Here is a 20576-nt window from a genome sequence, read left to right as displayed (position 1 = left end):
AATAGACCAGATCTCCAATCTTCGGCATAGAATAAACAAACCAATTGGTCCGTTTCAGGCGAGGCCTGATGCTGTCAGCGTCGGGTTCGTAGGTGAGGACGGCTCGGAAGAAGGTCCCGTCCAGGGAGCTGTGGACTGCGCTGCAGCTCGCCCATGTCCACGACTACAGCCCCTCACTTCTTCCTGCGGCTTGGTGAAGAGCCGCCTTTTGCAGCGACGACTTCGCTGACCATTGGTGATAAGAGCCCCTTCAATGCTGAGGCCTCTGCGAGAAATGGTCCGTCGATTTGGCTTCGTCAGCACCCTGCTGCTGACGCTGGTCTTCGCCATGCCCGCTTCCGAAAGCCACGCCTGCGCTGCGGAGTCGCCGGCCAACATACAGGTCGCCGAGGCAGCGTCCGCTGGCGACGTCCAGTGCCCCGATTGCGGCCCCGCGTGCGCCAACGGCTGTTGCCATGCGCCGCATTCCGCCGTGTCCAACGATGTCGCGACGCCGCGTTTCGTCGCGCTCTTTGGCCAGCCTCAAGCCTGGAGCGACAGCGTCGCCTCTCCGCTTGGGCGGCCTGAAGGTCCCGAGCGGCCTCCCAGAACCTGATCTTCGGCCGGACCTCGCGTCCGGCCCTTCCTGAGCCCTGCGCGTGGCGGAGACGCCGCGCGTCCTGAACTCTGGGCCCGGCCGTGCGCCGGGCGAGGATCGATCATGACCTTGAAGAAACACTGGCTGATGACCGGCGCCGCCGTCGTCATCGCCCTGGCTGCGGGCTTCGGCGCCGCCCGCATTCTGGACCGTCCCCCGACCGAGGCCGACCATGCCGAAGCGGGCCACGCCGAAGAAGCCGGCGAAGAGGCCTTCGTCGCCCTGACGCCCCAGGAGGCGGCGCAGGCCGGCGTCTCCGTCATTACCGTGCAGCGTGGCGGCGGAGCAGAACTGAAGCTGCCGGGTCGAGTCGCCTTTGCGCCCGGCGCGGAAGCCGCCGTCGACGCCCCGTTGGGCGGGTCTGTTGTGCGGGTCCATGTCGGCCTGGGCGATCGCGTGGCGGCCGGCTCGCCGCTGATCACCGTGCGCAGCCCGGACGGCGCCGCCTCCCGCGCCGACGCGGACGCGGCCGGCGCGACGGTCGAGGCGGCCCGGGCCGCCGAACGTCGCGACCGCACCCTGTTCGAACAGGGCTGGGTCTCGCAGGCCCGGCTGGACGTCACCGCCGCCGATACCCGCCGCGCAGAAGCCGAGCATCGCGCCGCCCGCGCTCGCGTCGGCGCATTCGGCGCGCCAGGGCCGGATGGGCTGACGGTGGTGCGTAGCCCCATCGCCGGCGTCGTCACCCGCCTGAGCGCGGCGCCCGGCCAGGTGCTGCACGAGGAGGCGCTGCAAGTCGCCGCCGTCGCCGACGCCGGCCGTGTCGAACTGATGTTCGAGGCCCCGCCTGCGGCGGCCGCGATCCTGAAGGTCGGCGATACGCTGGAAAGCACTGTCGCCGGGTCGCGCGTCGTGTCGGGCCTCGTCATCGCCATCGCGCCGGCCAATGCGAGCGGCGTCGTCATCGTTCGCGCCCGTCCGTCCGGCGATGTCCCCCCCGCGGGATCCGTCGTCTCGGCTCGCATCTCGGCCGGCGTCGGGACAGGAACGCCTGTCGTGCCGCTGGACGCGGTGCAGACCCTAGAGGGCGCGCCGTCCGTCTTCGTTCAGGAAGGCGGCGGGTTCCGCGCGCGGCCGGTCGTGACCGGGCGAACATCCGACGGTCGGATCGAGATCGTGTCCGGGCTGACCGGCGCCGAGCGTATCGCCGGCGTCGGCGCCTTCCTGCTCAAGGCCGAACTGGCCAAGGGCGAAGCCGAGCACGGACACTGATCATGCTGAACCGGATCATCGACGCCTCCGTGCGTTTCCGTTGGTTGGTCGTCGGACTGGCCGTGGTGCTGGCCATCCTGGGCGGGCGCGAACTGCTGCACCTGCCCATCGACGCCGTGCCCGACATCACCAATCGACAGGTGCAGATCACCACCGTCGCGCCGGCGCTGGGACCGGAGGAGGTCGAAAGCCAGGTCACCTTCCCGCTGGAGACCGCGCTGGCGGGCCTGCCCGGCCTGACGGAGACGCGGTCCCTGTCGCGCCATGGTTTCTCGCAGATCACCGCCGTCTTCACCGACGCGACCGACATCTATTTCGCCCGCAACCTGGTCAACGAAAGGCTGCAGGGCGCACGTGCAGACCTGCCCGAGGGTCTCTCGCCCTCGATGGGACCGGTCGTGACCGGCCTGGGCGAGGTCTATATCTGGACCCTGGAGTTGACCGGCCCTGCGGCCCGGCCCGGCGCCGTCTATGTCACGCCCGAGGGCGAGCGGCTGGTCACCGACCAGGAGAAGGCCACCTATCTGCGCACCGTCCAGGACTGGATCGTCGCGCCCCAGCTGAAGACCGTGCCCGGCGTCGCCGGGGTGGACGTGCTGGGCGGCTATGTGAAGGAATATGCGGTCCATCCTGACCCCAGCCGCCTGGCCGCCTATGGCGTCGGCCTAGTGCAACTGGTCGAGGCGCTGGAGCACGCCAATCGCATCGCCGGCGCGGGCTACGTCAACCGCGCGGGCGAGGCCTATATCGTGCGCGCCGACGCCCGTCTGAAAAGCCTGAACGATCTGGCCCAGACGCCGATCCTCAACCGGGGCGGCCAGGTGATCCGCGTGTCGGACGTGGCGACGGTCGAGATCGGTCGCGCCCCACGCCTGGGCTCCGCCAGCGCCGACGGCCGCGAAACCGTGGTCGGGACGGCCCTGATGCTGCAGGGCGAGAACTCGCGCGAGGTGGCCCGCCGCGTCGGCGCCCGCCTTCAGGAGATCACCCCCAGCCTGCCGCCCGGCGTGCGCCTGCGCCCCGAACTGGACCGGACCGAACTGGTCGAGGCGACCATCCGCACCGTCGAGCACAACCTGCTGCTGGGCGCCCTGCTGGTCGTCGCCGTGCTGTTCTTCGCACTCGGCAATGTGCGGGCGGCGATCATCACCGCCCTGGTCATTCCGCTCAGCTTTCTGTTCGCCGCCTCGGCCATGAACCGGTTCGGCATCAGCGCCAACCTGCTGAGCCTTGGCGCACTGGACTTCGGCCTGATCGTCGATGGCGCCGTGGTGGTGATCGAGAACACCCTGCGCCGTCTGGGTCTGAAGCGCACCGAGGCCGGCCGTCCGCTGACCGTCGCCGAACGTCTGTCCGTCGCCGCCGCCTCGGCGCGCGAGATGGCGCGGCCGGCCGCCTTCGGTCAGGCGATCATCCTTCTGGTCTATGCGCCCCTGCTGATGTTCGAGGGGGTGGAGGGCAAGATGTTCGGGCCGATGGCCGCCACTGTCATGCTGGCCCTGGCCGCCGCCTTCGTTCTCAGCTTCACCTTCGTGCCCGCCATGGCCGCCCTGCTGGTCAAGGAGCCCAAGGCGGATCATGAGGAGACCCGGCTGACCCGCGCCGCCAAAGCCCGCTACCAGCCGCTGCTGGAGCGCGCCATCGCCCGACCTCGCTTGGTCATGACCGGCGCGGGCGTCGCGCTTCTCGCCGGCCTGATCGTCTTCCTGACGCTGGGCCGTGAGTTCGTGCCGCAACTGGATGAGGGCGACGTCCTGGTCCAGGCCCTGCGCGTGCCCTCGACCTCGCTGGAACAGAGCCAGGCGATGCAGTTCCAGGTCGAGCGCACGCTGAAGGCCATGCCGCAGGTCGAGCGGGTCTTTACCCGCACCGGCACCGCCGAGGTGGCGTCGGACCCCATGCCGCCGTCGATCTCGGACACCTTCGTCATCCTGAAGGACCGCCGCGACTGGCCCGAGCCGCAACTGGCCAAGGCCGACCTAGTGGCGGAGATGGAGGTGCGACTGTCGACCCTGCTGGGCAACAATTATGAGTTCACCCAGCCCATAGAGATGCGATTCAACGAACTGATCGCCGGGGTCCGGTCGGACGTGGCGGTCATGATCTATGGCGACGACTTCGCGGCCATGGACCGCACAGCCCAGCAGGTCGCGGTCGTCCTGAATGGCATAGAAGGCGCGGCGGACGTGCGGGTCGAACAGGTGTCGGGCCAGCCGACCATCACCGCCAGCGTCGATCGCACCGTGGCGGCGGCGCAGGGCGTCCATGCCTCCGACGCCGCCGACGCCCTGGCTATAGCCTTCGCTGGTCGCGCCGCCGGTCAGATCAACGAGGGCGACCGGCGGTTCGATGTGGTGGTGCGGCTGGACGACGCCCTGCGCGCCGATCCGACCGTCATGGAGCAACTGCCGGTCATGCCCGAGAACGCCCAGGCGGGCGCCCCGACCGTCCCCCTGTCCTCGGTCGCCCGCTTCGACGTGGCCGAGGGGCCGAACCAGATCAGCCGCGCCGACGGCAAGCGTCGCATGATCGTCCAGGCCAACGTTCGCGGCCGCGACCTGGGCGGCTTCGTCGCCGAGGCTCAAGGCAAGGTCGCAGATCAGGTCCAACCGCCGCCGTCCGGCTGGATCGACTGGGGCGGCCAGTTCGAAAACCTGCAGCGCGCCTCGGCCCGCCTGGCGTTGATTGTGCCCATCGTCTTCCTGACCATCGGCCTGCTGCTCGTGCTGGCGCTGCGGTCGTGGAAGGACGCCGCCCTGGTTTTCGCGGGCGTGCCCCTGGCCCTGGTCGGCGGCGCTCTGGCGCTGGCGTTACGCGGGATGCCGCTGTCGATCAGCGCGGCGGTCGGCTTCATCGCCGTGTCCGGCGTGGCGACGCTGAACGGCCTGGTGTTGATGCAGGCCATCAAGGAGCGATTGACCGAGGGCGACCCACCGGCCGAGGCCGCACTTCACGGCGCCGTCAGCCGCCTGCGCGCCGTGCTGACCACAGCTCTGGTCGCGGTGCTAGGCTTTGTGCCCATGGCCTTTGCGGCGGGCTCGGGGGCTGAGGTGCAAAAGCCGTTGGCCACCGTGGTCATCGGTGGGCTGACCACGGCCACGCTGCTGACACTGATCGTCCTGCCCGTTCTTGCGGCGCGGTGGCGAGCCGCTCCGGATCACCACTGACCCGGAGCGAATGAAAGACGCCTGTGCGACGTTGCCAAATTCGGAGCCGTCGCACAGGCTGGACAGCAGGTCTGCGCCATTAGCGAACATTCCGCCTAGCCGGAAAACGGCCATTCGGCTTCATCGACGCGCCAACCGAATGGCCCGCAGGTCCGTCTCATCGCGAACCACTCTCGCAGCGACGATGTCCTGCGTCGGCGAGACGGCCAAACTGTGCCTCAAACCAACCGTCCCAAGCGACTGCACATCGCGAGTTGCGCCGGACCAGGTGGTCAGGCGCAGAACGGTTTCACCGCCGGGGACACCCGCCAGATGGTAGACGCCGATGCTTGTCGGAGCCCAGACCGTGTCATGGCTGACCCGGATAAGGGGGGAGGCGGGAAGGGCGCCGTTGGCTCCCAGACGCCAGAGCCGGTTGTCATCCCCTTTCACGGCGTAAAGGCCCCGGGCGCCGGCGCTCTTGATGATCTGCACCCCTGTGGTGTTCGGAACCACCAAGATCCGTCCCTGCGGGTCGATCCGTTCGACTTGCCATACAGCGCCCCTGAATGTGGGAACGACGAGGTTGCCGTTTCCGTCCCAGGCCAGATCGCCGCGCGCCGCGCCATCCGATGTAACCCTGCGAAGGCCGGAACCGTCAGCATTGATCCGATAGACGTCGGTGCGGCCGTCTCGCGCGGCGACGAAAGCAATGCTCCGGCCATCCGGCGACCAGCGGGGCGAGAACGCATTGCTGGCCTTGAGGTCGGTCAGTCGCGTCGGCGCGCCCTCGGCGCGTTTGACCCAGACCTCCGATTCGCCGGTCTGGTCCGAGATAAAAACAAGCTGGCCCATCGAGGACAGGTCCGGGTCCCAGTCGCTGGTGTTGCCGTCCGTCAGGGCCACGGGAGCGGCGCCGGCCCGCCAGGCGAACAGGTTCGAGCGGTAGTCGCCGGCTTCGACCACCAGCAGGCCGTGTTCGTCGGCGGACAGGCGGCCGAAATCGAGCAGACCCGAGCTGAGGCGAACGGGTTCACCGGGGCGGTCGACATTCACCGACCACAGGCCGGCGTCGCCACCCCGCCGGGTGGAGAACACAAGGCTCCGATCGTCCGCAGTGAAGGCGTAGCCCACGGCCTTCCAGCCGTCGCTGGTGAGCGCCCGTTGCCCGGACCCTGAAACATTGGCGATGTAGACGTCGCCCACGCCGTAGGAGAAGGCCCGCCTGAAGACCAGCCGATCGCCGCGATGGGTGACAACCGGGTCGCTGTCGCCCAGACTGTCGGAAGGCGGCGAGGTGACATCCCGCATCCGTCCGGTCTCGGGGTTCAGGGCCCGGATGCGGCGCACGGCGTTCCGCGTCGGCCGGTCCGAAAGCAGCAGTTCGCCGTCCCGTGTCCAGGCCAGGCGCGTCATCGCTTCCAGAGCGCAACGCCCCACCACACGCGGCTCGCCCTGGGGAACGGGCGCGACCAGAATCTCGCAGGGCGCATCCGTCACCCGGCGCACGAAAGCAATGCTCCGGCCGTCCGGCGACCAGGCAGGCGCCATCTCGTCCTCGGGCGTGTTGGTCAGCCGGATCGGCGTGCCGTCGGCGACGCCGCGCAGGAAGATGTCTCTCTGGGTCCCGTAGCCGGCGCCGCCGGCGTAGGCGATCATGCGCCCGTCCGGTGAAAGGGCCGGGTGGGTTTCGACGCCAGGTTCGGAGGTCAAAGGGCGCGCGGCTTCCGTGGCGAGCGCGCCGGGCGGCTGCATGACGACGAACGCGCCGACGCCCAGCGCCGCGATAGCAACGGCGGCGCCCGCCAGGATCCACCGCGGCGACCTCCAGCTGGGGCGAAGCAAGGGCGTGGGCGTAGGCGTGGATGACGCCGCAGCCGCCGCGACCGGCAGAAGTCGCAGACGGTAGCCGACCTTGGGGATGCTGCCGATCTCCACGGCGGGATCGCGCTGGAAGACCTTCCTCAGCTTGACGATGCATCGGACCAGGGCGTCGTCGCCGACGACCCGTCCCTCCCAGCAAAGCCGGGACAGATCCTCCCGGCTGAGCGGCGAGCCGCGCCGGCGGTTTAGCGCCACCAGGACCTGCATCACGCGAGGTTCCAGTTTGCAGCCTCCATCCGGCCAGACCACCTCCAGAGAGGCGGGATGAACCATGCCCGACCCCAGGTCGAACGGCGGTTCGGACACCAGGTCGATCGGCCTGAGAAGCAGCGCTGACAGGTCGTTCATCGGAAAATCATCGGTTCAAGATCGGGCCCCCGCCCTCGCTCCCAGGCCGCCAGTCTCGTCTATCGCCTCGGACATTACCAGCCACCTCGAAAGGCCTCCACCGATGCGTATCCACCCCGTCCGACTGCTCGCCCTGACCCCGCTGTCTCTGGCGTTCGGCGCCCCGGCGCTGGCCCAGACCGCGCCGTCGCCTGATCCGCAGACGGCGGCTCAGATCGCGTCACAGGACCAGACCAGCCAGCGGGGCGTCCTGGTCTTCACGCCTGACTTCTTCGCCGGCCAGCAGCCGGTCACGGCCCTGGACATGGTCAGCCGGGTCCCGGGATTCAGCGTCGTCGACGGCGATGGCAGCCGCGGCTTCCAGGGCTCGGTCGGCAATATCCTGATCAACGGTTCGCGCCCGGCCTCCAAGAACGACGCCGGCTCCGACGTGCTGGAGCGCATCCTGGTCGCTCAGGTCGAACGGATCGAATTGGTCCGTGGCGGCGCTCCCGGAATCGACATGCAGGGCTTCCCGGTCGTCGTGAACGTGATCACCCGTGACCAGTCCAGCAGCCAGACGATCGTCACCAGCGACGCCCTCCTGTACGAGGGCGGGCAGAACTCCTACGGCGGCTCGTGGCAGTTCTCCGCCAGGAACGGCGACCGCGCCTGGGGCTTCACGCTTTCGGACGGTATCATAGACAACGACTCCAGCGGCATTGGCCCCGTGATTCGCCGTAGCGGCGCAGGCGACCTGCTGCGAGACGAGACCTATTTCAGGGACCAGGAGGGCGGCGAGACCGTTTTGCGGGTCAACTATGCGAGCCCGTTCCTCGGCGGAAAGATCGACCTGACCGCCCGCTATGGCGTCAACGACTTTAATAACGTGAACCTGCAGACGGCGCCCACCGTGCGGCGCGAGACCACCTACGAAGAGGACGGAGCCTTCGGCGAGTTCGGCGCGGTCTTCACCCGGTCCATAGACAGCCGCCTGACCTCCGAGACCCGTTTCATCCACACGTTCGACGCCGAAGACTCCGTCTCCCTCTCGCGGACCCGGCTGAACAACGTCGCCAGCCCCGAGCAGCGCTTCTCCACCGAAAGCGAGAGCGCCGAGACCATCCTGCGCAGCCTGTTACGCTACGAACATTCCCCAAGCCTGAGCTTCGAAGCCGGAGGCGAGCTGGCCTACAATATGCTGGAGACCGAACAGGCCTTCAGCAGCGGCGGCGTTCCCGTCCCTCTCCCCTCCGCCTCGGTCCTGGTCGAGGAAACGCGCGGCGAACTGTTCGGCAAGGGAACTTGGCGCGTGCGCGACAATCTTTCCGTGGAAGGAGGGCTGCGCGTGGAGCGGTCGACCCTCAGCCAGTCCGGCGACGCGGATCTGGAGAAGGACCTGTCGTTCATCAAGCCGCGTCTGGTAGCCACCTGGACGCCGATCCCGAACAACCAGTTTCATGTCCGGTTCGAGCGCGAAGTCGGGCAGTTGGACTTCAACCATTTCGCCGCCTCGGCACAGTTGCAAAACGAGAACGTCCTGGGCGGCAACCTCAACCTGGCGCCCGAACAGCGCTGGATCAGCGAACTGGGCTACGAAAGCCGCTTCTGGGGCGACGGCGTCGTGAGCGTCACCCTGCGCCATGACGAGATCAGCGACGCGATCGACGTCATCCCGTTGGAGGACGGCCTGTCGGCCACCGGCAACATCGGCGACGGCACGCTGGACCAGTTGGTGGTGAACATCGAGGCGCCGCTGGACAGGTTTGGCTTCAACGGCGGCCGGATCAGCGCCAGCAACACCTGGAACCACAGCGAGGTCACCGATCCGACCACCGGCCAGATCCGCCCGATCTCTGACCTGCGCAAGTCCAATGCGACCATCGTCGTCGCCCAGGACATCACGTCATGGAACCTGCAGTGGAACGCCGCCTGGAGCCCCCTGCTGGGCGAGACCAACTACGGTCCTGACCTGCGCTTCTCGTGGCGCGGCCACGACTATTTCGTAGGTTGGGTCGAATACAAGCCGACCCCGACCCTGTCGCTGCGCGCCCAAATCAACATCTGGGACGACTTTTACCAGACGCGCATCGCCTACGGCGACCGCCTGACCCGGCAGATCGACTATGTCGAAACCCGCAATGTCGATCCGCGCACCTATTACTCGCTACGTCTTCGCAAGACGTTTTGAGTGGGAACGCCCTCTGTCCTAAAGACGCGCGCGGCCGTGCCGGCGGCGATTCCGAATCGGCGGGAGAACGCTCACCGCAGCGACCATCCGTGCCGAAAGCGGATCGTTCCAACCGCCGCCATGAGTCAAAAGCGGCTGCCGGGACGACTGTCCGGAGCAGGTCCCCCAGCGGAACGAGACGCGGTCAGCATTTTAGAATGCGGCATTTCTGGCCAGTTTCTGGCCAGCGTGCCAACACTACGGAAGACTAAGTTATTGAAGGAAATGGTGGACGCGACAGGGATTGAACCTGTGACCCCCTCGATGTCAACGAGGTGCTCTCCCGCTGAGCTACGCATCCGCCGTAGGGCTCCGAAAAAGCTGTTCGGAGCGGGAAGAGCGGTCGTATAGCGGCGAGGCCGGGCTTCATCAAGCCGATTTCACGGCCAGAAAGAGATTTCTCGAAAACCGCCGTCAGATCAGCCGCTCAGGCGGCGACCATACGCTCGACCTCGTTGACCAGGTCGCGCAGGTGGACGGGTTTTGACAGGACCTTGGCGTCGGGCGTGGCCTGGGCGGCGGTCAGGGCCACGGCGGCGAAACCGGTGATGAACATAATGCGCAGGCCCGGCTGGCGAGCGGCGGCGACGCGCGCCACCTCGATCCCGTCCGCACCCGGCATGACGATGTCGGTCAGCAGCAGGTCGTAGGGGCCGTGTTCCAGGGCGTCGATAGCGTCGTCGCCGTTCTCGCAGTCGATGACCTGATGGCCCGCCCGCTCCAGCGCGCGCGTCAGAAACCCGCGCAACGAACCGTCGTCTTCGGCCAGGAGAATACGCGCCATTGGAAAAACATCCTTGAAACAGGCGACCAGACTAGAGGCGCAACGGTAAACCGCCGATGAAATTCACCGATCAGCCGACTTCCTTCCACAGCGAAACCCGCTATGCGGGGGCATGACCGACGGCGACGACAGCTTTTCGATCACCGCGCCGGCCGCGGGCGTCAAGGCGACCGCGCTGGTGTTCGCCTCGCCCCATTCGGGGGATCGTTACCCCGACGACATGGGCGCCGTGCCCGACCTGTCGCTCTCCAGCCTGAAAAGCGCCGAGGACGCCCTGGTCGGGCGGCTGATCGCGGAGGGCCCCCGCCTGGGCGCGACCCTGATCGAGGGACGGATCGGCCGGGCCTATGTCGATCTGAACCGCGACCCTGGCGAACTGGATCCCGCCCTGATCGACGGGCTGGATGGGCCGGTCGGGGCCAAGACGGCGGCCGGTTACGGCGTCGTGCCGCGCCTGGCCGGCGACGGGACGCCCCTCTATGCGCGTCGTCTGCCGTTGGCGGAGGCGCAGGGCCGCATCGCTGCGGTTCACCACCCCTATCATCAGGCGCTGGGCGAACTGATGGAGACGACGCGCGCGACGCACGGGCGGGCGGTGCTGATCGACTGGCATTCCATGCCGACACGGGCGGTCGGGGCCGAGGTGGTGCTGGGCGACCGCTACGGCTCGGCCTGCAGCGCACGGCTCAGCCGGCGGCTGCGCGAGCTTTTCGAGGGGCTGGGCTGGCGGGTGGCGCATAACCACCCCTATGCCGGCGGCTGGTCCACCCAGCGCTGGGGCCGGCCCGACGACGGCTATGAGGCGATCCAGATCGAGTTGAGCCGGCGGCTGTATCTGGACGAGGCGACGCTTCAACCCGCCCCGACCTACGCCACGACGCAAAAGGCCCTGTCGCGCGTGATCGCCGCCCTCTGTGCAGATTCCTGGGCCGCCTGACTGATCGCTGATCAGATCAAAAAAAAGCCGCACCCGAAGGTGCGGCATTAAAGTCTATAGGGAGGAAACGCCCAGGAAGGGCAAGACGCCCGGAGGCGTCAGAGGTCAACTTAGGTTGCGATGCACAATGGGTCAAGGCCGATATGCGCCTTCGCGGTCACGCCGTGTTACGCAAATACGGCCATGTAACCGGTAACATGGCGCGTATTAGACCAAAGTCGGGCGCCACCTCTCATCTCGCATTTGCGAAATAGCCGACCTCAATGTTCCAGCAACCGCCGCGCATTGCGAATGGCCCGCGCGGCCGGCGAGGCTTCCTGGCGATAGATCAGCAGGCCGAACGACGAGGCCACGCCCAACGCCAGCCACAGCGGCCCGAACAACCAGGCCGCCGCCGCCAGGGCGAAATAGTATCCCCTCACCCCCTGGCTGAAGGAACTGAGGGCGGGGTTCAGCAACTGCCCCGCCGCCTCGCTGAACGCCTTGCGGTCGGTGTTGGAATGCAGTTCGGGCGCGGAGCCGATCAGGGCCAGGGTGTAGTTCATCTGGCGCAGCGCCCAGATGAAATCCAGGAAGCCGCGCGCCAGGCAGACCAGCACCAGGGCCAGCTTGGCCTCCAGGATCTTGATCGGCACGTTCTCCGCCCCGACGGCCGCGAACCCCTGCAGCGCGCTCTCGCCGCCAAACAATATCCCGCCCACCGCCGCAATCAGCAGCAGGTTGGTCGAGGCGAAGAAGGAGGCCGAGTTGATCGAATGGCCCATCAACTGGCTGTCGATCAGCTTCATCTCGCGGTGGGTCATGGACTGCATCCACACCGCGCGGACATGCTCCATGTCCTTGTTCAGCGAGCCGCCCTTGCGGCTGATGAAGGCCAGTATGGGGCTGTATCCCAGCCAGCAGATGAAAAAGAGCGCCAGGGCGGCCCAGTCGGTCAAGGTCATGGCCCAGATGTCCGCGATGATGCGGCCCGACGCAAGCCTGTCCGCCGCATGTCGCGCTTGCCGTTGTGGGCTGGTAGGCTTATCACGCCTCGCCTTTTCGAATTTCGCAGTCGCAGCAAAGATCCGCCATGAACCTTGACGCCATTCCGGTCGGTCCCAACGCCCCCTGGGACATCAACGTCATCATCGAGATCCCGCAGGGCGGCCTGCCGGTGAAATACGAGATGGACAAGGCCTCGGGCGCCCTGTTCGTCGACCGCTTCCTGCACACCGCCATGTATTATCCGGGCAACTACGGCTTCATCCCGCACACCCTGTCGGACGACGGCGACCCCTGCGACGTGATCGTGCTGAACCCGACGCCGGTCGTACCCGGCTGCGTCATCCGCTCGCGCCCCATCGGCGTGCTGAAGATGACGGACGAGGCCGGCGGCGACGAGAAGATCCTGGCCGTGCCGGTCGACAAGCTGAACCCCTATTACACCGAGATCGCCAGCTATCGTCAGCTGCCCGCCATCCTGATCGAGCAGATCGAGCACTTCTTCACCCGCTACAAGGACCTGGAAAAGGGCAAGTCGGTCACGGTCCAGGGCTGGGGCGACGCCGGCGAAGCCGCCGACCTGATCGCAGCAGGCATGAAGGCCCATCAGGACAAGCTGGCCAAGACCAAGGCCGCCAACGCCGCCTGATACTGGCGACATCGACAAGAGCTTTGAAGGCGCCCTCCCGCCGGAGGGCGCCTTTTTGCTATGCGACGTAGTGCCGGCTACGCTGCCTAATCAGTTCGGCTCGGCTTGTCCTGTGCGCGACTGATGTCCCAGGAAGACCTCGATCTGGGAATGGGCGGCCGCGAAGCGTCTCAGGCGATCCGCCGACAGCTCGGCGGAGGCCCGCGTGTCGGTGGGAACGGGTTGGGGCATCCCGGCCTCCCAGCCCAGACGCGTGCTGACCGCATCGCCGACCACCAGCTTGGGTCCATCGACGGCGTTGATCAGATAGGCGGTCGATCCTGCGGAATGTCCTGGCACACGAATGGCCCAGACCGAGCCGTCGCCGAACACGTCCAGCACGCCGTCGAAGGCATTGTCTGGATCGGGCGTGAATGCCCATTCCCGCAAGGGGCCGTACCCACTGAGAATGGCGTCGGCAGGGCTGCCCAGCACCAGGTTTATCCGGTTGCGTTCCTGCGCTTCGCCCTGCCCGGCATAGACTGGCGTGGTGGCAGGCAGGTCGATCAAGCCGCCGATGTGATCGAAGTGCATGTGCGTGAGGAAGACCGCGCGGGGCGCCGTCTGGCCCACCGACCACTGGGCGGTCGTTCGCTCGACCCGAAGACCAAGGTCGTGGACGCCGCGTCGCATCACCCCATTCAACCGGCTGTCGAGCGCGTCCGACACGCCGCTGTCGATCATCACGCGCCCAAACCGGGGGTGGTCGATGACATAGGCGTAGATCGTCGCCTCTTCGTCGCCCTTGGGCACGGCGGCCGTGCGCGGGTCATTGCGGTCGATGAATGTGCCCCGCCCGCCGGTCCAGCGCGCGAAGGCTATGCGCTGGAACGTCACGACTCCCGACCTTGCGAGACTGGCCTCCATGCCGGAGGTCGCCCGAGGCGCGCCCATTTCCGCAGGAATCACGGGATGGCGCGTGGTCGGCGTCGCGCAAGCGGATATAGCCAGGGCGATTAGTCCGGCGAGGACGGAGAGGATTCGGCGCGGCATGGCACGTCCTTGGTTGCGTTTGATTACATATCGAAATACATAAATATATTCCTGTCAATCAGCAGTCTTTCAATGTCGCGCCATGGCCCTGATCGTTGAATTGCCACCGCCCGTCTCGACCGAACCGATGGCATTCGGACGCATCCGACGCCTGAGCCGTCCGCTGGAATGGCTGTTCGCCATCCTGTTCGGCATCGGCGCCGTTCTACTGCTCGTCGCCGTTATCGCCGTTCTGACCTACGGCGGAACCCGGCTTCAGGTCTGGCCCGGCGGCATGCAGATCTTCATCGAAGCAGAGGCGCCGCCGCTGCATCCAGGCTGGATCACCGTTGGCAGCTTGCCGCTCATTCAGAAGCTGGGCCTGGCGACCTCCGCCACCCTGATGATGACGCCGGCCATCGCGGCCCTGTGGCAACTCAGGCGGCTGTTTCGGCTCTATGGGGAAGGTGTCGTGCTCACCTCTGAAAACGCCCGCTGCATGACCGCAATCGCCCTTTGGCTGATCGCCTACGCCGTAGCGCCGACCATCGGCCATGTGGTGGTCACCCTGACTGGGTTCGACGATGACGGCTGGCTGCGAATGGACAGCGTCAAGGCCTTGGGCCTGGGCTTGATCCTGTACGTCGTGGCGCGTGTCATGGCGTGGGCGGCCGAGGTCCACGACGATGCATCGCGGTTCGTCTGATGCCGATCATCCTTCGCCTTGACGTGGTCATGGCCCGCCGCAAGGTGCGCTCGAACGTCCTCGCCCGCGCCATCGGCATTTCGGAAACCAACCTGTCCCTACTCAAGTCGGGCAGGGTGCGCGGCGTGCGGTTCGCGACGTTGGACGCCATCTGTCGCTACCTGGACTGCGCGCCGGCCGACATCCTCGAATATGTGCCCGAGCCTGAGACGGACGCCGGGAGCGAACGGCCAGAAAGCCGCAAGGCAGGCTAGGCTCACAAGCCTGTCAGTCAAAATCCCCGCTGCGACGCCCCGCCCCTCTCCCGCAACGGTTCGGGGTCTCCTATCTGCACCGCATGACTGAACTGACCCCCCGCGAGATCGTCTCCGAACTGGATCGCTATATCGTCGGCCAGAACGACGCCAAGCGCGCCGTGGCCGTGGCGTTGAGGAACCGCTGGCGCAGGAAGCGCGTGCCGGCGGACCTGCGTGACGAGGTGACGCCCAAGAACATCCTGATGATCGGCCCTACCGGCGTCGGCAAGACCGAGATCGCGCGGCGCCTGGCCAAGCTGGCCGGTTCGCCCTTCTTGAAGGTCGAGGCGACCAAGTTCACCGAGGTCGGCTATGTCGGCCGCGACGTGGACCAGATCGTGCGCGACCTGGTCGAGAGCGCCCTGATCATGGTGCGCGAGCGCAGGCGCGGCGACGTGCGGGCCAAGGCGGAAGCCGCCGCCGAGGACCGCATCCTGGACGCCCTGGTCGGACCGGGCGCGGGGCCGGCGACCCGCGACAGTTTCCGTAAGAAGCTGCGGGCCGGAGAGCTGGACGACAAGGAGATCGAGATCTCGCTGGCCGACACCGCCTCGCCGATCCAGGGCCTGGACATTCCGGGCGGCGGCAATGTCGGCCTGCTGAACCTGTCGGAGATGCTGGGCAAGATGGGCGGCGGGCGCACCAAGACCGTCAAGCTGATGGTCCGCGACGCGACCACGCCCCTGATCGCCGAGGAGAGCGACAAGCTGCTGGATCAGGACAGCCTGACCCAGGAAGCGCTGATGCTGGCCGAGAACGAGGGCATCGTCTTCCTGGACGAGATCGACAAGGTCGCCGCCCGCCAGGGCGCATCCGGCGCCGACGTATCGCGCGAGGGGGTCCAGCGCGACCTGCTGCCGCTGATCGAGGGGACCACGGTCTCGACCAAATACGGGCCGGTGAAGACCGACCATGTGCTGTTCATCGCCTCGGGCGCCTTCCACGTCGCCAAGCCCAGCGACCTGTTGCCCGAGCTTCAGGGACGGCTGCCGATCCGGGTCGAGCTGAAGGCCCTGACGCGCGATGACTTCAAACGCATCCTGACCGAGCCCGAGGCCAATCTGATCCGTCAGAACCAGGCCCTGCTGGCGACCGAGGACGTGACGCTGACGTTTACGGACGATGCGGTCGAGGCCATGGCCGATGCGGCGGTGGCGGCCAACAGCGCCATCGAGAACATCGGCGCGCGCCGGCTTCAGACCGTGATGGAACGGGTGCTGGAAGAGACAAGCTTCAAGGCCTCGGACCTGTCGGGCCAGACGGTGGCCTTCGACGGCGACGCCGTGCGCGAGAAGATGGACGCCCTGACCAAGGACGTCGATCTGAGCCGCTTCATTCTTTAGAGGCGGCCTCCACGGCCTTGCGGTTCTGGCGGTTTCGGAACCGGTCCGCCACCCGCTCGGCCTGGCGCTGGGTGAAGGCCAGGGCGGCGGGGTTGCCGCGTCGGGCGCCGATGCTGTCGGCGACCTTGGCGCCCCGCTCGCCTATCGGCAGCGGCTTGCCGGTCGTAGTGTCCACAGCGGTCTGGTGCTCGATCTCGGCGTTCAGCTCGGCGCCCATCAGGATCACCTGCACCGACAGCCAGGTCCACAGCAGGAAACCCATCATGGCCGCCAGCGGGCCATAGCTGTCGGTCCGCACGAAGTTGTTCAGATACCAGCTGAACAGGAAGGACACCGTCAGGCTGAGCACGGCCGCGAAGATCGCCCCCGGCGTGACCCAGCGCCAGCGCGCCCTCTGACGGCAGGGACCGAAGCGATAGATGACGGTCAGGGCGGCGATATAGCCCGCCAGCAGCAGCGGCCAGCGCAACAGCGCCAGATAGCCCCACTCCTCCTCCAGCCCGAACAGCCGCACCACCACCGGCACGCCGACGACCAGCACCGAGGTCAGCAGCACGGCGAAGATGGCCCCGACCGTAAACCCCATGCAGATCAGGTTGTAGCGCACGAGGTTGCGCATCTCGATCTCGTGGTAGGCGACGTTCAGGCCGTAGAACAGCACCTTGACCGCCCCGTTGGCGGTCCACAGCGACAGGGCCAGGGTCCAGATCAGGGTGAAGGTCAGCTGGCTGTTGGAGTTCTGGGCCAGGCGCTGCATCTCGCCGCCCAGGAACTCGGCGATGCTGGACGGCAAGAGGGCGTAGAGGACGTTCAGCCGTCCCCAGGCGTCGGACGGATCGGCGAACAGGCCGTAAAGGGTCACGAACGTACCCAGCAGGGGGAACAGCGACAGCAGGGTGAAGAAGGTCACGCCCCCCGCCAGGAACCCGACCCGATCCCCGAAATAGGAGCCGCCGGTGCGCCAGACGATGTCGGACCAGCCCCTGTGCGGGATGTGCTCGGGCCGCCTGGCCATGCGGCCGCGGCCCGGCTCCTTGGCCTCATAGTCCTCGGGCGTGGGGGGCTTGGGCGGCAGGGGCTCGGGGCGTTCGGGACGCAGCTCGACCCCCACCTTGTGACCCTGGCTGTACAGCAGGTGGGCCGCGCCCGCCCCGGCCGTCAGCCCCCCGACGGCCGCCGCCACATAGCGCCAGATCCCGCCGCCGCCCCCGCCCTTGCCTTTGCCCCCCCGACGCGACGGACGCGGCGACGACGACAGGCTGCGGGCGAGGCTGGACAGAACGGACGGGCGGCGGGGGGACTTGCGGTCGGACATGGTCTGGCGAACGGTATAGCTGTCCGGCCGTTCCGCAAATGCTTGAAATCGGCGCCCGCGCGGGCCAATCAGCGACCATGACCGCATCCAACACCCTGCTGACCGCGTGGAAGGCCGCCCAGGCCAAGCTGAAGACCGGCCGCATCGACAGCCCCGCCATCGACGCCCGCCTGCTGCTGGAGGCCGCCGCCGGCGCCAGCCGCATGGACATCCTGACCGATCCCTATCGCGTCATCACCGACGACCAGCTGAGCGCCTATGAGGCCATGGTCGAGCGCCGGCTGAGGCGCGAGCCGGTGTCGCGCATCATCGGCAAGAAGGGCTTCTGGAAGATCATGCTGAACGTCACCCCCGACGTGCTCAGCCCCCGTCCCGACACCGAGACCCTGATGGACGTGTCCATGCTGGCCTTTGCCCGGAACGAGGCCTTCGAGGCCATCGACCTGGGGACTGGCTCGGGCGCGATCCTGCTGGCGCTGCTGGCCGAGCGGCCGGCCGCCAAGGGCGTCGGCACCGACATCTCGTCGGAAGCCTTGGCCGTGGCCAAGGAGAATGCGGCCAACCTGGACCTGAACGACCGCGCCGTCTTCCTGCGCACCGAATGGGCGGCGGGCTTCGGCGACGCCAGCTTCGACCTGGTCCTGTCCAACCCGCCCTACATCCCCACCGACCATATCGCGACCCTGGACCCCGAGGTCCGCGACCACGACCCGCACCTGGCCCTGGACGGCGGCCCCGACGGCCTGCAGGCCTATCGCGACCTGGCGCCCGAGGTGAAACGCATCCTGAAGCCCGGCGGCGTCTTCGCCGTCGAGATCGGCTGGGACCAGGGCCCGCAGGTCAAGGAACTGTTCGAGGCCGCCGGCTTCACCGACGTCAAGATCATCAAGGACCTGGGCGACCGCGACCGCGTCATCACCAATGGCCCCGACCCAAGGACCAATCCGATCCCCAAGGACTGAGGGATTTCAGACTCTGCGGCGTGAAAGTTGATATTGCCGGGATCGGTCGTGACGAAAGAGAAGGTTAGAACGGCAGCAGATTCCGCTGACGGCTGTAGCTCATGGTGCCGACATTGGCGCCCAGGCGCAGGCCGACGCCGGTGCGGATGGGGGCCAGGACGATGCCGTCGGCGCGCTGATAGTTCACGCCCATGCCGGCGACCAGATAGGCCGAACCCTCGACGCCCGGATAGCGGCGATAGATCATGTCGGGGTGGTACAGGCCATAGACCAGGGTGAAGACCCGGCTGGCGTTGCCGCCCCAGTCCCACCCCACGGACGCGCCCTGCCAGAACACCTCCTGCGAGGCCGACAGGTCCTTCATGTGCAGGGCGCCGCGCCCATAACGCGCGCCGACGACCACGGCGCCGGAGCCCTCTTCGCCCGCGATATAGGCGGTCGGGCGGTCGCCCTGGTCGGCGAAGACGCGTTCGATGGCGCCGCCCACGACCTCGGCCGCGATGCCCAGTTCGCGCGAACCCGCCGAGACCAGCTCGTCGAAGCTGTAGGCCTGGGCGTTCTGATCCGAGCGGATCGGATAGTTGGGATCGCGCGCCGGCGCCGTGGCGCAGGCGCCGACGGCCGAGGCGCCGGCGGCTGTGGCCAGGCCGGAAAGGATCATTTGGCGACGATGCATGGGGGACGCTCCGAGGGCGGCGAAAGGACGGCCGGCTGGCGCGCCGGTCTTGGCTTCACCGTCCCCGACCTTTGCGGCAGCCTTGCGGCTTCAAGGTTAACGGGGGCTTACGGACGGGCTTCGATCAGGCCGCAGCGCGCTTGCGGCGGATCACCAGCCAGGCGAGGCCGATCAGCACGGCGAGGGTTCCGAACGCCTTGGCGGCCGTCAGTGGATCCTCGCCCACGAAGACCAAGAACAGGGTCATGTTGATCACGAGGGCGATGACGGCCGGCAGCGGATAGAGCGGCATCTTCCACGGCCGCTCCAGATTCGGCTCGCGGACGCGCATGACGATGACGGCGGCGTTCACCAGCACGCTCATCAGCGCCAGCAGCGACGTCGAGAACGTCAGAAGCGTCTCATAGACGCCGATGGTCGCCAGAAGGCCGCCGGCCAGCACCGTCGCGATCAACGCCAGGCGCGGCGTGCCGTTGGTGGCGACGCGGGTCAGGGCGGACACCTGATATTCCCGCGCCATGGCGAACAGGACGCGCGGGAACACCATCACCATCGCATTGATGATCGTCACCAGCGAAACCAGGGAGATGGCCGTGACGATGGGGCCGGCGACATCGCCGAACACCCGACCGGCCGCATCCGCCGCCACCAGGTTCGACCCGGCCATTTGGGCCGGCGTCAGGACGTTGAGATAGGCCAGGTTCGCCAGGACATAGATCACCGTCACCACGGCGATGCCCGAGAAGGTGGCGCGCGCGATGGTCCGGCCCGGATCGACGACCTCCTCGCAGAAATAGGAGGCGCTGTTCCAGCCGTAGTAGGTGCCGGAAATGGCCCGCAAGGCCATGACGATGCCGCCGAACGTCAGGGCCGCCGCCGTCGCCGGCGCGATCTCGGTGGCGACGGGCGCGCCCCGGGGCGCCAGGAACAGGCCGATGATCAGCACGGTGAACAGGGCGGCCTTGATCGCGCTGCCGATCTCCTGCGACCGGCCGCCGACCTTGGTGCCCAGCCATTGCACGCTGCCCACCGCGACGACGATCAGCAGAGCGAGGATGCCGATGGGCACGGTCGTGGCGACGCCCAATCGGTGCAGATACTCGCCGAAGACCACGGCGATGAAGGCGATGCCGCCCATGTTGCCGAGCCAGTCGCAGACGCCGACAGCCAGCCCCGTCACAGACCCGAAAGCGCGCCGGGCGAAGATATAGGGACCGCCCGTCTTGCGGATCGAGGCCGCCAGTTCGACCGTCGACATGGCGTCGATCCAGGCGACCAGGCCGGCGACGCACCACAGGGCGATGATGATCGTGGGGTTCTGCACCCCTTCGGCGACCACGCCCGGCGTGCGCAGAATCCCCTGCCCGATCACGCCGCCGACCACGACGGCGACGCCGAACGTCACGCCCAGCACGCGCAGCAGATGGCCGCGATCAGGATCAGCCGCCTGAGGTTCCGTCGTCATCGCCTGCTTCCC

16 protein-coding genes and 1 tRNA gene are annotated in these 20576 nt (G+C 67.4%); 9 read left to right on the top strand and 8 right to left on the bottom strand.

Translation table 11 applies throughout. The features are described from left to right. Positions 1-700: 700 nt before the first annotated feature. The gene (locus ACK4MH_RS12560) at positions 701-1849 is read left to right on the top strand and encodes an efflux RND transporter periplasmic adaptor subunit (RefSeq protein WP_409718885.1); all 1149 of its coding nucleotides are present in this window, start codon (positions 701-703) and stop codon (positions 1847-1849) included. Between the two features lie 2 nt (positions 1850-1851). Beyond that, positions 1852-5016, top strand: coding sequence for an efflux RND transporter permease subunit (locus ACK4MH_RS12555; protein WP_409718883.1), 3165 nt, complete (start codon positions 1852-1854; stop codon positions 5014-5016). A gap of 120 nt (positions 5017-5136) precedes the next feature. Here ACK4MH_RS12555 and ACK4MH_RS12550 read toward each other — a convergent pair whose 3' ends face one another. Continuing rightward, entirely contained in the window at positions 5137-7227 is a 2091-nt protein-coding gene (locus ACK4MH_RS12550) for a winged helix-turn-helix domain-containing protein (RefSeq protein ID WP_409718881.1), read from the bottom strand. Between the two features lie 103 nt (positions 7228-7330). Between ACK4MH_RS12550 and ACK4MH_RS12545 the strand changes: the two genes are divergently transcribed. Next, positions 7331-9397: a TonB-dependent receptor plug domain-containing protein gene (locus ACK4MH_RS12545; RefSeq protein WP_409718879.1), complete on the top strand. Its 2067-nt coding sequence runs from the start codon at positions 7331-7333 to the stop codon at positions 9395-9397. A gap of 265 nt (positions 9398-9662) precedes the next feature. On the opposite strand, the gene ACK4MH_RS12540 is transcribed toward ACK4MH_RS12545, so the two are convergent. Together ACK4MH_RS12540 and cpdR are read right to left on the bottom strand one after the other, a co-directional pair. Then, positions 9663-9737 (bottom strand) — tRNA-Val (locus tag ACK4MH_RS12540). A gap of 126 nt (positions 9738-9863) precedes the next feature. Next, positions 9864-10220: a cell cycle two-component system response regulator CpdR gene (gene cpdR / locus ACK4MH_RS12535; RefSeq protein ID WP_017506825.1), complete on the bottom strand. Its 357-nt coding sequence runs from the start codon at positions 10218-10220 to the stop codon at positions 9864-9866. Between the two features lie 112 nt (positions 10221-10332). Here cpdR and ACK4MH_RS12530 point away from each other — a divergent pair, with 112 nt between their 5' ends. Further along, entirely contained in the window at positions 10333-11157 is an 825-nt protein-coding gene (locus ACK4MH_RS12530) for an N-formylglutamate amidohydrolase (RefSeq protein WP_409718877.1), read from the top strand. A 260-nt stretch (positions 11158-11417) separates the two neighbouring features. On the opposite strand, the gene ACK4MH_RS12525 is transcribed toward ACK4MH_RS12530, so the two are convergent. Continuing rightward, positions 11418-12101, bottom strand: coding sequence for a DUF599 domain-containing protein (locus tag ACK4MH_RS12525; RefSeq protein WP_409718875.1), 684 nt, complete (start codon positions 12099-12101; stop codon positions 11418-11420). Between the two features lie 128 nt (positions 12102-12229). On the opposite strand from ACK4MH_RS12525, the gene ppa reads away from it, so the two are divergent. Next, on the top strand, positions 12230-12790 hold the full coding sequence (ppa, locus tag ACK4MH_RS12520) for an inorganic diphosphatase (RefSeq protein ID WP_135193748.1): 561 nt from the start codon (positions 12230-12232) through the stop codon (positions 12788-12790). Between the two features lie 90 nt (positions 12791-12880). Here ppa and ACK4MH_RS12515 read toward each other — a convergent pair whose 3' ends face one another. After that, on the bottom strand, positions 12881-13666 hold the full coding sequence (locus ACK4MH_RS12515; protein WP_409718872.1) for an MBL fold metallo-hydrolase: 786 nt from the start codon (positions 13664-13666) through the stop codon (positions 12881-12883). 238 nt (positions 13667-13904) lie between these two features. Between ACK4MH_RS12515 and ACK4MH_RS12510 the strand changes: the two genes are divergently transcribed. From ACK4MH_RS12510 to hslU, 3 genes are all read left to right on the top strand, one after another. Then, positions 13905-14507 (top strand): DUF2975 domain-containing protein, encoded by a 603-nt coding sequence (locus ACK4MH_RS12510; RefSeq protein ID WP_409718870.1) that lies wholly within the window; start codon positions 13905-13907, stop codon positions 14505-14507. Beyond that, positions 14507-14761, top strand: a complete 255-nt coding sequence (locus tag ACK4MH_RS12505; protein WP_409718868.1) for a helix-turn-helix domain-containing protein — start codon at positions 14507-14509, stop codon at positions 14759-14761. Before ACK4MH_RS12510 ends, ACK4MH_RS12505 begins: the two co-directional genes overlap by 1 nt. An 83-nt stretch (positions 14762-14844) precedes the next feature. Beyond that, complete coding sequence (hslU, locus tag ACK4MH_RS12500) at positions 14845-16146, top strand: ATP-dependent protease ATPase subunit HslU (RefSeq protein ID WP_409718866.1); 1302 nt, start codon at positions 14845-14847, stop codon at positions 16144-16146. Here hslU and ACK4MH_RS12495 read toward each other — a convergent pair. After that, entirely contained in the window at positions 16136-17461 is a 1326-nt protein-coding gene (locus tag ACK4MH_RS12495) for a YihY/virulence factor BrkB family protein (RefSeq protein ID WP_409718864.1), read from the bottom strand. The two genes, hslU and ACK4MH_RS12495, sit on opposite strands and share 11 nt — an antisense overlap. Before the next feature lie 77 nt (positions 17462-17538). On the opposite strand from ACK4MH_RS12495, the gene prmC reads away from it, so the two are divergent. Continuing rightward, positions 17539-18423 carry a peptide chain release factor N(5)-glutamine methyltransferase gene (prmC, locus tag ACK4MH_RS12490; RefSeq protein WP_409718862.1) on the top strand — a complete coding sequence of 295 codons (885 nt, stop codon included), beginning with the start codon at positions 17539-17541 and terminating at the stop codon, positions 18421-18423. A 64-nt stretch (positions 18424-18487) separates the two neighbouring features. Here prmC and ACK4MH_RS12485 read toward each other — a convergent pair whose 3' ends face one another. Next, the gene (locus ACK4MH_RS12485; RefSeq protein WP_409718860.1) at positions 18488-19099 is read right to left on the bottom strand and encodes a DUF1134 domain-containing protein; all 612 of its coding nucleotides are present in this window, start codon (positions 19097-19099) and stop codon (positions 18488-18490) included. A 124-nt stretch (positions 19100-19223) separates the two neighbouring features. Continuing rightward, on the bottom strand, positions 19224-20564 hold the full coding sequence (locus tag ACK4MH_RS12480; protein WP_409718858.1) for an APC family permease: 1341 nt from the start codon (positions 20562-20564) through the stop codon (positions 19224-19226). Positions 20565-20576: the final 12 nt, after the last annotated feature.

The organism is Brevundimonas sp. (assembly GCF_046295075.1).
GTDB lineage: Bacteria > Pseudomonadota > Alphaproteobacteria > Caulobacterales > Caulobacteraceae > Brevundimonas.
This window is presented reverse-complemented; position numbering and strand designations above follow the sequence as displayed.

What these genes read in the sequence shown, in the direction of transcription:
- ACK4MH_RS12560 (WP_409718885.1), top strand. Translation starts at nt 701, where the DNA reads ATGACCTTGAAGAAACACTGGCTGATGACCGGCGCCGCCGTCGTCATC.
- ACK4MH_RS12555 (WP_409718883.1), top strand. Translation starts at nt 1,852, where the DNA reads ATGCTGAACCGGATCATCGACGCCTCCGTGCGTTTCCGTTGGTTGGTC.
- ACK4MH_RS12550 (WP_409718881.1), bottom strand. Translation starts at nt 7,227, where the DNA reads ATGAACGACCTGTCAGCGCTGCTTCTCAGGCCGATCGACCTGGTGTCC.
- ACK4MH_RS12545 (WP_409718879.1), top strand. Translation starts at nt 7,331, where the DNA reads ATGCGTATCCACCCCGTCCGACTGCTCGCCCTGACCCCGCTGTCTCTG.
- cpdR (WP_017506825.1), bottom strand. Translation starts at nt 10,220, where the DNA reads ATGGCGCGTATTCTCCTGGCCGAAGACGACGGTTCGTTGCGCGGGTTT.
- ACK4MH_RS12530 (WP_409718877.1), top strand. Translation starts at nt 10,333, where the DNA reads ATGACCGACGGCGACGACAGCTTTTCGATCACCGCGCCGGCCGCGGGC.
- ACK4MH_RS12525 (WP_409718875.1), bottom strand. Translation starts at nt 12,101, where the DNA reads ATGACCTTGACCGACTGGGCCGCCCTGGCGCTCTTTTTCATCTGCTGG.
- ppa (WP_135193748.1), top strand. Translation starts at nt 12,230, where the DNA reads ATGAACCTTGACGCCATTCCGGTCGGTCCCAACGCCCCCTGGGACATC.
- ACK4MH_RS12510 (WP_409718870.1), top strand. Translation starts at nt 13,905, where the DNA reads ATGGCCCTGATCGTTGAATTGCCACCGCCCGTCTCGACCGAACCGATG.
- ACK4MH_RS12505 (WP_409718868.1), top strand. Translation starts at nt 14,507, where the DNA reads ATGCCGATCATCCTTCGCCTTGACGTGGTCATGGCCCGCCGCAAGGTG.
- hslU (WP_409718866.1), top strand. Translation starts at nt 14,845, where the DNA reads ATGACTGAACTGACCCCCCGCGAGATCGTCTCCGAACTGGATCGCTAT.
- ACK4MH_RS12495 (WP_409718864.1), bottom strand. Translation starts at nt 17,461, where the DNA reads ATGTCCGACCGCAAGTCCCCCCGCCGCCCGTCCGTTCTGTCCAGCCTC.
- prmC (WP_409718862.1), top strand. Translation starts at nt 17,539, where the DNA reads ATGACCGCATCCAACACCCTGCTGACCGCGTGGAAGGCCGCCCAGGCC.
- ACK4MH_RS12485 (WP_409718860.1), bottom strand. Translation starts at nt 19,099, where the DNA reads ATGCATCGTCGCCAAATGATCCTTTCCGGCCTGGCCACAGCCGCCGGC.
- ACK4MH_RS12480 (WP_409718858.1), bottom strand. Translation starts at nt 20,564, where the DNA reads ATGACGACGGAACCTCAGGCGGCTGATCCTGATCGCGGCCATCTGCTG.